8 protein-coding genes are annotated in these 12,834 nt (G+C 45.4%); 3 read left to right on the plus strand and 5 right to left on the minus strand.

Annotated elements, in window-relative coordinates:
- Positions 1-11 precede the first annotated feature (11 nt).
- The 3 genes from K5L93_RS08865 to K5L93_RS08875 form a co-directional block, all read right to left on the minus strand.
- The gene (locus K5L93_RS08865; protein ID WP_220719386.1) at positions 12-923 is read right to left on the minus strand and encodes a LysR substrate-binding domain-containing protein; all 912 of its coding nucleotides are present in this window, start codon (positions 921-923) and stop codon (positions 12-14) included.
- Positions 924-1,021: 98 nt separating this feature from the next.
- A complete protein-coding gene (locus K5L93_RS08870; RefSeq protein WP_220719387.1) occupies positions 1,022-1,933 on the minus strand; it encodes a bifunctional GNAT family N-acetyltransferase/hotdog fold thioesterase in 912 nt (303 codons plus the stop codon).
- A gap of 91 nt (positions 1,934-2,024) precedes the next feature.
- Positions 2,025-2,459, minus strand: a complete 435-nt coding sequence (locus K5L93_RS08875; RefSeq protein ID WP_220719388.1) for a hypothetical protein — start codon at positions 2,457-2,459, stop codon at positions 2,025-2,027.
- A 109-nt stretch (positions 2,460-2,568) separates the two neighbouring features.
- Here K5L93_RS08875 and K5L93_RS08880 point away from each other — a divergent pair, with 109 nt between their 5' ends.
- Positions 2,569-3,840, plus strand: a complete 1,272-nt coding sequence (locus K5L93_RS08880) for a YdgA family protein (RefSeq protein WP_220719389.1) — start codon at positions 2,569-2,571, stop codon at positions 3,838-3,840.
- A gap of 196 nt (positions 3,841-4,036) precedes the next feature.
- On the opposite strand, the gene K5L93_RS08885 is transcribed toward K5L93_RS08880, so the two are convergent.
- Complete coding sequence (locus K5L93_RS08885; RefSeq protein WP_220719390.1) at positions 4,037-5,002, minus strand: MalM family protein; 966 nt, start codon at positions 5,000-5,002, stop codon at positions 4,037-4,039.
- Positions 5,003-5,090: 88 nt separating this feature from the next.
- Positions 5,091-6,293, minus strand: a complete 1,203-nt coding sequence (locus tag K5L93_RS08890; protein WP_220719391.1) for a carbohydrate porin — start codon at positions 6,291-6,293, stop codon at positions 5,091-5,093.
- An 875-nt stretch (positions 6,294-7,168) separates the two neighbouring features.
- On the opposite strand from K5L93_RS08890, the gene K5L93_RS08895 reads away from it, so the two are divergent.
- Both K5L93_RS08895 and K5L93_RS08900 read left to right on the plus strand, forming a co-directional pair.
- Positions 7,169-10,399, plus strand: a complete 3,231-nt coding sequence (locus K5L93_RS08895) for a GH116 family glycosyl hydrolase (protein ID WP_220719392.1) — start codon at positions 7,169-7,171, stop codon at positions 10,397-10,399.
- A gap of 15 nt (positions 10,400-10,414) precedes the next feature.
- Positions 10,415-12,829, plus strand: a complete 2,415-nt coding sequence (locus K5L93_RS08900; RefSeq protein ID WP_220719394.1) for a glycoside hydrolase family 94 protein — start codon at positions 10,415-10,417, stop codon at positions 12,827-12,829.
- Positions 12,830-12,834 lie beyond the last annotated feature (5 nt).

The following is a 12,834-nucleotide window of genomic DNA, read 5'->3' on the forward strand; positions in this document are numbered from 1 at the left end:
AAGATAAGGGTTTAACTCGGCAAAGCTAGTGGCAACGAGTTCGCGTATTCGATAAAGCAGTCGCGCAGTGGGTTTTGGCTGCTGTCTTTTCGCCAAACAAAGTTAAAGCTTCTGCGCATATCTAAGTCTGGTGTATTTAAAGCAATTAAGTCTCCTGCTTTAATCGCCTGTGCAACACTGCGCAAAGGCAAGCAGCTTAAATAAGCGCCATCGGCCACCAACGCCACTAAGCTAGGCACGTGGCTATACTCTCGCCATACTTTTAACTTGGTAATTTTGCCATGAATAGCGCCATTAAATATGTCTCTGGTTCCAGAGCCTGTTTCACGCAGTACCCAACGCGCCCGGCTTAATCGCGATAAGTTTACTTGCTCAAGTTCGGCTAAAGGGTGCTGCTTACCCGCCACCACAACCAGCTGGTCTTCACACCATACTTGCTGAGTGATCCGACTATCTGAACAATGCCCTTCAATAATGCCAAGTTGCAGGCGGTAGTCGAGTAAGCCAGCTATTACTGCTTCGGTGTTGCTAATTTGTGGACTAATCGCTAGGTCTGGATAATTTTTATCTAAACCCGCAATAATCTGCGCCAAAAAGTACTCGGCAATGGTTTGGCTAGCCCCCACAGCTAACTCACCACTAATCACCTGCTGGCCAGCAAAACCTTGCATAATATGCTGGCTTTCCATTAGAACCCGCTTGGCGCGAGGGCGTAACCAATGCCCCCAGTGATTAAGACGCAAGCGCTTGCCCTGTCGCTCAAACAGTTTTTGGCCTAAGCCCGTCTCTAGCTGATTTAAGGCCATGCTGGCAGCAGATTGAGTCATCGCCAATTGGTGAGCCGCTACACTCACACTTTGTGTTTCTGCTATGCATACAAACACCGATAACTGCTTAAGACTAAAGCGATAAAGATGTTGCATATAAGATTTCCTGATTGAGTAAGCCAAGTATATTTATAAACTAAATATACTTGGATTCATACAAAAGGGCAGATCGTTTTAGGCAGGAATGCGGTCAATTAAGCATCAAGTTGTAGCCGGGGTAAAATCACATAAAAACCTTTGAACTCGGCGGCCACCTGATTGTTATTACACACTTGTACAGTAACGGTCATTTTGCACTTTTTGCCTTCGATGAGCGGCAGTAAACTGCCTTTCATTTGGCGCTTCTTCACCTTTGCTAAAGCATCTTGGTCAATCGCTTTACGATGTTTAATTTCCCCTTTGGCTAATACGATGTCACCAGCAAACCCATGCTCTTCTAACATCAACCAAATCATCCCCCAGCCCGACAACACTGCCTGGCTGTATATGCTACCAGCAAACATGGTGGAATGAGGGTTGCCGTTTCCGGCAATGGGTAACTTAGTGGTCAACTCGTTACCGGTGTATTGATGTAAACGCACCCCCATTTTTTCGCTTAACGGGATTTGTTGGTTAAACATCTGCTGTAGCTGAGTACATAGCTTGGGCTGCCTGACAAAGCGATGTTCCGGAGACAACTCTTTAACCATTTGCTGAACTTTGACTTTCACCTTGTCAAAAGTAGGGCTACCCGCCGGTTCAAAGCCACAACTAATGAAAAAAGCTTGTGCATCACCTCGTGCATTTACCACTATTCGCTTCACGCCTTCATCGTGAGCAGCTTCCTCAAGTGCCATCATCAATAAAGTACCTAAACCTAGCTTGCGCTGCTCAGGGCAAACCGCAACATGGCGAATAAGTGCTTCTTTATTATCACTTAAAAACAAACGCCCTACCGCTAAAGGTTCACCTTGGCGGTCTCGAATCATACGGTGAATACTATGATCATCGTAAGCATCTCGCTCGCTGCCTAAAGGCAGTTGCAAAGGTTTGTTCAATACTTCCCATCGAAATCGATAATACTTATCCATTTCACCCGATGCATCCGGACAGACAACCTTAAACATGGCTTTTCCCTTCTTGCTTGCTAGCACTAATCCTAACGCTTTTATAATCGGCAGTTACCATTAACAATGATTCACTAAGCATGGTGGACAATTAATGGTTGCTTACCCTAGCATTTTTACATACTGCACCTAACTGCAACAATAAACCAACACTTAACATGGTAGTTAGCATGTCCATCACACTGTGGTAATTCAATGCCCACATCAACACTAAGTAGCTAAGATAAGCAAGCCAAGTGAACCAACGAAATTTGCTAGCAACGCGGTGAATAGCCAGCTGCAAACTAAACGCAACAGCAGTGTGAGTACTGTAGTCCAAACCGAATGCAGGCCACCACTGCCAATAGTTATCTGCAATCATCAACGAATAGCTGGTTAATATACTCAGTAACAAAGACACAACTACTTGCTTAAGCTGCTGGTGCTTTTGATTGGTTTTGAATTGCTGCCACCCCATCCCGAACAGCGCAATAATTAGCAGCGGCGTGTATAAGTCAGCGACTAAAGCTAATAAGGTGTAAGACAACTAGAGGAACTCCTTACTTAAGAACTAGGTAGACAAGCTTACTATTGCCCAGCAATTACATATAGAATGCTCACTTAGGCAAAACGATATTAATGTAGGTTACTGTTCAATGTTCAAAAAAAGCGTAGTTTTGTTAACTCTTCTGCTAGCCAGCGCTGTGGGATGCCAGTTTTTTAGCCAGTACCAATATCAACAACAGGCCGCTCAGCTACTCGCTCAACTCAACCAACAACATTCGTGGTCGTATAAACAAACAATAACCCACAAAGACTGGTTATCTCGCCAAGAGCAATGGCAGATTGAGGGTAATCTTGCAGACTTAGGCCTAGAGCCCTATCCATTTAGTGTCGTTTTGCAACACAAAGTAAGGTTTTGGCCTTTATGGCTAAGTGGTGAATGGCAGGTAGATGCTTCGCAAGGAGATTACCAACACTGGCTACGCGACTTTCAGTTAAGCAAGATCCCCCATCTCGGCCAATGGCAGGCTAACATACTCACTCAATCCTTGAAGCAAACACTCAGCATTGATGATTTTGAGCACACCTATCCCCAGCTAAAACTTCACTTCAAATCACTGCAGCTATCGGCAACTAGTGACCTAAATTTTTCAGCCGGCACTGCAGAGGTTCTGTGGCAAGGGATGCTGCTAGATGACAACTCTCAGAACGGCGACCATATTCATCTCGGACAAGTAAAAGCCGAGGAACATTTTAGCCAGCGCCAAGGATGGACCTTAGTCGAAAACGCAAAGTGGTCTATTGATGAGTTAAAGCTACAATTAGAGCAAGGTGAAACAGAGTTAGACTTAAAAAAACTGGCGGTAACCAACCAATTTAGTGAACAACAACAACGTGCATACATGAGCGTAAATAGCTCTTTAGAACAATTTAGCTTTAAAGAAGCCCAACAACGCTTCAAGTTGAATGACCTAATTCTTACTTCCAAGGTCGGTGGTGTGCCGATGCAGAGCCTAGTAGCGTTAGCAAACGCTAACCAACAACAAGGTTCAGAACAAAATTTAGATGGCTTGGTGCAACACGCTGTTTCAGAGGGTCTCGAATGGCAGCTCGATCAATTAGCATTAAAGGTTAATTCCAATTTCCAAAACCTCGCTTTAGTGGGCGACATACATTTATCGGGTACCGCTAAACTACTGCCATTTGAGTTAACAGCGGTGAACAGTCCACTGCAGTTATTACGCTACCTAGACCTAAATGTAGCCCTAGACACCAACGATACTCTGTTTAACTATAGCCCCTTATCCTCCTACATTATGGCGCTTCGCACTGCTGGCTACGTGATTAATCAAAATGGCCGAGACCAAAGTAAGCTTATTTTTAACGACAGTGAATTCACTATGAATAACTTGCCGGTAAACTAATTAGCAGATAAAACAAACCATCTTTTCTGACAGCGAACGAATATGTACAAGCCGTATAGTCAACCAAAACAGATAGTAAGATCCAGCAAGCTATCTAAATACTTTCATGGGATCACCCGATAAATTTCAAGCAAAAAAACGGCGCACTAGGCGCCGTATAAACAGGGATTAGAAAAAAACACACTTGTGTACTGCACTACTGTTGCTGCTGTTTCTTTAGCTGTTCCATGAAATGGGATTGAGCTTTAGTTGAACCAGCACGCTCTGCCTCCTCCACTAGGTTTAAGGCCCTAGAGAGGTCATTCTTTTCTACCGCTTTGCTAATCTGCTCAAGATAAAAGTTCTCGGTATCGCTGAGCATTTCTTCTTTAGTTTGGCTAGCTACTACTGCTGTAGTTGCTGTTGCTGCCGCGGCAGTGCTCGCTGATTCAGCTTTTATTGGCGCTGGCTCAACGGGCGTAACATTCTGTTGGGTTGTGCTTGCTGGTGCAGTAACAAAAGACGAACTAAACAACACGTCAGCAAAGCGAATATCTAAGTTACCAATTGGTGAATGCTTAGAGTAATACTTAAAGGTAGCTGGCAACCCTCCGCCAGTTTTTTCTTCATAGACAGTTTTAGGATCAATCAATTCGGTTCTACCAGCAAACTCGGAGGCCTGACTATAAACCAATATATAACGAGCACGCTTAGCTTGCTCTGGCTGTAATTCTTGCTTTATGCTGAGGAACCCTTCCTCGTTGAGCGTAGTGTCTTCAACTCTGAGCACTTCTTTAAGCCTTTCATCATAGAAAATAACAGTAGGTACAAATACCGTTCTGCCAACAATGCTATCTAAATAAAAGGTAAACTGAGTGATGTTTTCAGGAATTAACAACGCAGCTGTATATGAGTTGCCTTCAGGGAAACGTACCACTGGTGATTTTTCGGTAATATCGATGCGGTTTGTTCTATCTAAAGCTAATAACTGGTATTGCAGTTGAGCGGGAAGCAATGGAGAAACATTATTTGACTGCAGATTGGCAGCAATTTTTGCCTCATCTACAAATTGAGTGTTCCAAGTGCGAAACGGATCAGTGACTTCAAAAGGCCTCTCATCACCAGAGCTTGAACAGCCGCTAGCTAATATACAGCCCACAATTACCGTTAATACTTTTTTCAAATTACCACCTCTTTATTGTGGGCGCTAAACACTTAGCGCCCACTCCTTGGTTGAGTACCTTAATAAACAGTACTCAGCTTAGCTCGGCTTACCACCAAGCTTCAACCATGGCACCAACTTTTGTTAGATCTACATCTTCTTTACCATCAGTTGTCACTTGGCCTGTTACCGCGTAGAAGCGAACTACAGGACGTGACCACATGAAGTGACCCACTTGGAAGTTTTGCGACAAGGTGATTTTCCAAGCGTCACTGTCGTTGGTAGAGCCACCAACTTCTGTACGCTGGGTAAAGTGCATGCCTGCTTCAATAGCGGTAGCCATGTATTCATTCCAATGATGCTGTGGACGCACAGCAAATGAATACTCTTCTTTTTCATCAAACGAACAACCAGTCTCCTTACAATCAACTAACAAGTAGTTAGCGTTGTATTCCATAGCTGTCATTTCACCGAAGTTAACTGCACCATCTAAGAACACACCGTAAGAAGCCGCTTCTTTATCTTCATAGTTAGACCAGTTTTGGCCGGCAGAGTTAGAAGAAATAAGTGCTGCTGCGTCAGTTTCATAACGAGCCGCCACTTGGAACCAACCATTGCTCAAGCCTTGACGGTAAGAAGCAAATGCTTGCCATGCGTCATTATTCTCGATCTGGTCATTCAAATCAGAAGTGGTAAAGGCATAGTTAGCGCGGAATTTAAGTGCGCCTTGCTCGCCTACTTTAATGTCGTGAAGGTTCACATGCAAAGAGTTAACAGAACCGTTTTTATTGCCCGGATCTGTACCGCCACCACCTTGCGACCAACCCAAATCAAGTTGCGCAAAACCTAAGTTGAGGTTATCAACACCCGCACCAGAGCCGTCGGCACTAAGCATGAAATAATCACTTAAGCCACCTTGCTCACGACCGTAAAAGCGTTTGCCTGCCCATACATAAGCATCTGGTTGAGAAGCAAAGATACCTTTACCACCACCGTAGAATTGAGCTAGGCCGATAGTATCGCCCCAAGTAGGAGAGTAGCCAGGAGTGTTTAACATGACGTTCATGTCAAACTTAGCATCGCCATTCTCAAAACCTTGAGTAAGCATAAACTCCATCCAGTTATCTTCGTTACCTAGACGGCCAGCACCATTAATTTCGCCGTGCTCGCCTTTAAACTGAACGATAGGGTCGCTAGATGCTTCAAGAGCATAGCGGCCGTAACCAGAGAAATTGGGGGTACCAGCGAATGAGCTAAGTGAGGTTGCCGCGGACGCGACTGCAATTGCAATTGTAAGCGCTTTCATTTTCATTTTGTTCAACTCCGTGTGAATCTTGAAATTTTATTGGAAGCTTTTTTTATATATGGCCAACTAGCCATGGTTTAGCAGTATAGAGCTCAAAATAAGATAAATAAGTGACCTTCATCACTAATGAAAACGCTTGCAAATAGCAGTGATCACATTTCAACCAAATTTCATACGTTCTGTTTCATGAAATATACTTCAAAAAACCGCCAATACAAGAAAGCACTTACACACACAAGTGGTTGATTTATATAAATAAAAATACGTGCAAAATTGGCAGAGAAATACTCATGAAACAAATGATGTTTTTTCACATAGAGAAGTTCATTACAAAAAACAAACTATGTGAGATGTATCAAAATTTTTTTTCAAAGTGATCATTTATACAATATATAACGCTGCAATAAACCAAAACACGCGATGCAAACTAGGCATTTAATGGGCTGGCGATAAACTCACTTGCGTTATTACTTCAACGTTAAGCAAAAAGCATAAAACAAATGTTAACGCCCACAGTTCTCCCTCAGAAGTGGCACCTGGATACTCATGACCTCCACACTATTTAGTTATTAACAAACTTAACCCATGTTTTTAATAGGCAAACCGTTTTCACCAATAGATGTACAAGCTGAAAAACCAAGTTCATTTAACAGAACAAGTCCCAAATCCCCTAATCTATATGGCTCATAGCCAACCATAGAACATAAATAATCGATATAAACTAACAAAAAATGACGGCTTCTTTCATAGCTTTCCTATTACGAAATCTTTTATTGAAGCCGATCACTTTTTCGAATTGAGGCGCTAAACAAGCAAACTGCAACTGTTAACATGCCATGTGAAAGCGCTTACACATCTAGGTATTTTAAGAGGTTAAATCAATGTTGCATCGTTATACCGCACAATCCAGTTATCACGGCCAAGTAAACGACTTGATGAGCCCAGGGTTAGCGGATGAGTTTATTCAACCTTGGTACGTACCTTTAAGTACGACTCCAGCAGATACAGGAATTGCTTTAGGTGGCATTGGCAGTGCTTATACCTTTACCCCAGCGGGTACAACGCCGCTATTACATATACTGCCCGGCCTGCATTTAAGCGACCAACAGCGTGATAGCCTGCGTTTAGAAGACTTCTACTTAAGCCAAACTCCGGCCGACCAGCAACAGCTGCTTATTGTTAACCTCAGCGATTTCCAACAAAAGCAAAAATTCTTTCCGCTAAGCAAGGCTGAGCAAGCACCGTTATTTACAGTAGACATGAGTGTAGATGCGCAACTTGCAACACTCCAGCAGCTACTTAGTGAACCAGAGTTCTATCAGTGGAATGCTGCAAACTTAGAGCGCTGGCAGGTCGAGCTATCCAGCAAGACTCAACAACTGATTGCAAGCGCTCAGCGGCCTACTCAGCTAAACATAAGCTGGCTATTAGATTTTTACGATGGTGCCCTAGGCCTGCAGCAGCAATCACAGCAGGCCTTAATTGGCGACTGGGAGTCCCCGCAATATAACGGTGTAGCGGCTTGGCCTTGCGAGCAAATAGATTACAGCGCTCTTTATCCAGTGGCTAAACAACAGTTTAGCGGCCAGCAAGCAATTCAGGTGAGTAAGTATCACTACAGTCCGGTTATTCCTAATCATGAAGATTGGGCAGCGTTACCAGTAAGTTATACCCGAGTGGTATTACACAACACCAGCGACCAGCGCCAAAGCTTTAGCCTAGTAAGATGCCTAGAAAATCTTTCTGGTTTTCAAGCAATAAAACAGCGCCCCGGGGTTCAAGATGCGGCATGTAGTTTGGTAAGAGCAGCCAATGCTCAGCAAGCCCATGCCACCAGCTGGCAAACTGAAAGCAGCCATCACTGCGCCATAGAAATGAGCGGTAAAGCCAGCCCTGGCGTGGACTTTGATGGCCAAAGCTGTATCTCGGTATCGGCGCCAACGCAGTGTTGCGTAAGTGCAAAACCTTATTTTTATAGCAACACCAGTGCCCAACAGATTGCTGGAGCACTCGCCAGTGGACGCTTTGCACAGGCGGTTGACCGTGGCATTTATAGCGGGCGCGAACTAAGCTCGAGCGCCTTGTGTGTTAGCGGTGAGCTAGCCCCAGGCGAAAGTGTTGAGATCTTATTCTCGCTGGTTCTCGACTTCCCGCATATTCAATTACCCGGCTTAAGCAGCCAGAAAAAATACCGCCAGTTCTACCCAGAGTCGCAAGGCCGCGCCTTAGCCATTTGTAAGCACGCCATTGAAATAGAACCTCAAGTGCAAGCAGCCCTAGCGACGGTTAATCAACAATTAATGCCCGATGCATGCTTGGATACGCTACCCATGTCCACCAGCGGCAAGGCCGAAACCCGCACGCTAGCGCTAAACACCTTGTCTTTTTTGGCTGAAGCTACAGTGTGGGATGAACAAGATCGATTCTTAGTACGAGAGTGTGCTGACTATCCATTTTTCAATTCCTTAGATGTTTACTTTTACGGTTCATTCTCGCTGTTACAGTGCTTCCCACGCTTAGATGGGGCAGTAATGCGCCACTTCTCACAGGCTGTTTTAGCGGAGAACAGCATTGTTCGTCGCCACCACGAGTATGTAGGCCTGCCGCATGCAGACCTACCCAATAGCAAAACCGAAGGTCCTCGCGCAGTGCGCGGCGCGGTGATTCATGATCTCGGCAGCCCCTTTGATGCTAAACCCGATGCCTATGATTGGCACAACGTTAAAGAGTGGAAAGATTTAGCCCCCAAATACATCTTAATGCTGTTGCGCCATTACCGCTTTCACGGCGATAAGGCTTTGCTGCAAGATTGCTGGGAAGCTTGCCAAGCAGCCATGCATTACCTACAAGCAATGGTTGAGCCTGGGCAATGTTTCCCATTAACCCGTGGTACCGACGACACCTTTGATAACCTGTCTTCGCACGGTATTTCGGTATATTGCGGTTCTTTGTGGATAGCCAGCTTAGAAGCTTACGCCTGCATTGCAGAACTGCTAAACAAAGCCAGTATTCCACAAGAATACCGCTACCTTGCCAGTCGCGCTCGTAAGCAATTTCAGGCCAGTTTATGGGATGAAAAAGCCGGCTACTTCCACTTTTATGTTACGCCTTTGCAAATTGGTGACGTAACAGAAAAACGGCGCGAGCAACTGATCACCAGCTTACGCAACTGCCCATTTGCTCAGCAGTTAAAGCTAAAACAAAACAGCTGCTCTGTGGAACTGGTGGAAGCGCTTAACCGCTGGTTATCTACTCCTGAACTGTTAGAACTTGGTGAGCTTACAACAAGCGTTGAGCGCTTGTGGGCTAAGCACCATAGCAGCCAAACTTGGCCTATTGACGCCGAAAATCCAAAATTATGCCGCCAACTTCGTAAATTAGCGCTAGTTGCCTTGGGCGATTTTTGGCAACCCTCATGGTTAGATAAGCTAAGCCTAGACAGTGACGACAGCTTTGCCGACCAGTTATTGGCCGATAGCTACTGCCGGATGTTGCAATTGCCTGCAGTTTCTAGCGAGCAACAACAACGCCGCGCCTTAGAGTACGTTTATAAACACAACTACCAAATAAACAGCGCGCGAGTAGGAGCAGCCAATTTAGTTAGCCGCAGCGGCGAAACTAAAGAGTGGGATAATTTTCAAGCTCACGATGTGTGGATTGGGGTGCAATACTCTTTGGTCAACGCCATGGCTGCCTTAGGCATGCAACAGCAAGCGGCGGATTTACTTAGCGCCTGCTACCGAAATTTGTACCATGACGCACGCGTTCCTTTTGCGGCACCAGAGGGCTTTAACGCCAGTTGCCGCTTTGACGCCAAGCAGTTTGCCCAGCTAGATGAGCCCGCAGCAGCCGAGCTTAGCAAAGCGCTTATCGAGCTAGGTTTACTTTATGAAGATGGCCGAATCGCCGCCGATATTCCACGCCAGCTCAGCGAATTTAAGCTGCGCAGTGCCGCTGTGTGTCAACACTTTCAGTTAGACAGCCAAACGCTGTTTTACGCCCTTCACCATACCGGATTGAAGTACACCGCTGGTCGCTACTTCCGCCCTGGGATGATCTTTTCACTGCCTTTGGTTAGCTCAACAGCCAAATCAGAACAGCATTCAGCCTAATAATTTGAGGTAAATATGAACAAGCAATACGGTTACTTCGATGACCAAAACAAAGAATACGTTCTAACTACGCCAAAAACGCCGATAAAATGGGCGAACTACGTAGGAACTTTAGACTTTGGTGGCTTAATTGATACCACTGGTGGCACCGTAGTATGTAAGCAAGATCCGGCGTTAAACCGTATCACCAAGTATATTGCTCAGCTGCCTCAGTCTGAGTTCAAAGGCTCAACCATTTACATACGTCGTAAAACTGAGCAGGGCTACCAGCTATTTTCTCCGTTTTATACGCCCTGTTTAGAAGCCTTAGACAAGTTTGAATGCCGAGTAGGTTTGTCGTACACCCGCTGGGTTGTGGAAGCACAAGGTCTACAAATTGATGTGAAAATCTTTGTACCACAAGGCTCTAACACCTTATTGCAAGATATTAAGGTGACTAACATTAGCCAGCAAACACAAGCAGTTGATGTAGCGCCGGTGTATGAATTCACCCACTTCGATGCATTAAAGCAGCTAGTTAACGCCGACTGGGTTCCACAAACCATGACCCTGAAGGCTCACGCTGAAGATAGCGGCCATGTAGTGTTAGAGCAGTACGCCTTTATGAAACGTGATAGCGCGGTGAACTACCTAAGCTGTAACCGCCCGGTAGATTCATGGGAAGGCGACCGACGCGTATTTTTAGGCGATAACGAGTTTGGTTCTTGGTCTAAGCCCTTGTCGTTACAGGAAGAAAGCTTAAGTAATTCTGAGTGTGACCGCGGCGATAACGTGGGCGCATTGTTGGTTAAGCTGGGCGAACTGGCACCAGGGCAAACAGAGCGAGTAATCACTCAACTTGGCCAAGTACCTAGCTTGCAAGAGGCCGAAGCGGACATTGCTTTATACCGCAATGAACAAGCCGTTGACCAAGCCTTTGCCGAGCTAAGCGGTTTCTGGGAAAACTACCTTGATGTCATGCAAGTAAACACCCCAGACAACGCCATGAACTCTATGCTAAACGTGCACAATCCACGTCAATGCCATACCACCAAAAACTGGTCTCGCTACTTGTCGCTTTACCAGCTAGGTTATGGTGCTCGTGGTATTGGTTTCCGTGACTCCTCGCAAGACTTAATTGGGGTAATGGCGCACATGCCGCAAGAAGCACGCGAGTTTGCCGAGCGCTTGCTGTCGGTGCAGCTAGAAAATGGCTCTGCCATGCACCAGTACTTCCCGCTCACTATGGAAGCCAACGAAGGTGATTCACGTGAAGAGCCTGATTGCCCAGATTACTATGGTGATGACCACTTATGGATCGTGCTTACCGTTGCGCAATACTTAAAAGAAACTGGTGATTTAGCATTCTTAAACAAACCCATTACTTACTACAGCAAAACCCTAGAGCTGGCCGACCGCAGCCAAGGTAGTGTTTACGAGCACCTACTAAAATCCATTGATTTTACTTGGAATAATATTGGTGAGCATGGCCTGCCTCTATTAGGGTTTGCCGATTGGAACGATACGGTTAACTTACCAAGTGGCGCAGAATCTTTATTTGTAGCCAACCTATTTGGTAAAGCCTTAAAAGAGCTAATCGACATTGCGTCAGCCATCGATGATAAAGCAAACTTAGAGCTGCTTAACGGCTACTACCAAGAAATGAAGCAACGGGTGAACCAACATGCTTGGGATGGTGAATGGTGGGTACGCTACTTTACCAACGAAGGCGAGCCGATTGGTTCTCATAAAAATCAGCATGGTAGCTTGTATACCAACGGACAATCTTGGCCGGTTATTTCAGGTTTTGCCGAAGGCGACCGAATGCTGGCAGGCCTAGATGCTGTAAATCACAAACTCAATACCAAGTACGGCATTATGTTATCGGGCCCTGGCTACAACGGCTTTGATCCTCAGCTTGGTGGGGTAAGTACTTACCCACCGGGAGCAAAAGAAAATGGCGGCATTTTCCTGCACTCTAACCCTTGGGTAATGATGGCAGAAACCATTGCTGGCAACGGTGACCGAGCATTTGAATACTACAACCAAATTAACCCGGCTTTCCATAACGACAACTTGGATGTGTTCCAATCAGAACCTTACTGTTACCCACAAAACATATTAGGTGCAGAGCACAAACAATTTGGTATGGGGCGCAATGCTTGGTTATCTGGCACCTCAGCTTGGACTTACGTGGCGGGAACCCAATACATACTAGGTATTAAACCTACTCTGGTAGGCCTAGAAGTTGACCCATGTATTCCAAAAGCTTGGCCAAGCTTTAGCGTGAAACGTCGCTACCGTGGCGCCCAGTACAATATCACGGTGAGTAACCCTCAAGGTGTTAGCTCAGGCGTAGCAAGCATTAAAGTTAACGGTGAAGCAATTAGCGGTAAGGTGCTTCCGGTATTTAACGATGGTGAACATCAAGTAGAAGTAGTGCTAGGCTAAGCCTC

The sequence above is a fragment of the Agarivorans litoreus genome (assembly GCF_019649015.1).
GTDB classification, from domain to species: domain Bacteria; phylum Pseudomonadota; class Gammaproteobacteria; order Enterobacterales; family Celerinatantimonadaceae; genus Agarivorans; species Agarivorans litoreus.

Coding starts and splice junctions, on each gene's coding strand:
- K5L93_RS08865 (WP_220719386.1), bottom strand. CDS start 923: ATGCAACATCTTTATCGCTTTAGTCTTAAGCAGTTATCGGTGTTTGTA.
- K5L93_RS08870 (WP_220719387.1), bottom strand. CDS start 1,933: ATGTTTAAGGTTGTCTGTCCGGATGCATCGGGTGAAATGGATAAGTAT.
- K5L93_RS08880 (WP_220719389.1), top strand. CDS start 2,569: ATGTTCAAAAAAAGCGTAGTTTTGTTAACTCTTCTGCTAGCCAGCGCT.
- K5L93_RS08890 (WP_220719391.1), bottom strand. CDS start 6,293: ATGAAAATGAAAGCGCTTACAATTGCAATTGCAGTCGCGTCCGCGGCA.
- K5L93_RS08895 (WP_220719392.1), top strand. CDS start 7,169: ATGTTGCATCGTTATACCGCACAATCCAGTTATCACGGCCAAGTAAAC.
- K5L93_RS08900 (WP_220719394.1), top strand. CDS start 10,415: ATGAACAAGCAATACGGTTACTTCGATGACCAAAACAAAGAATACGTT.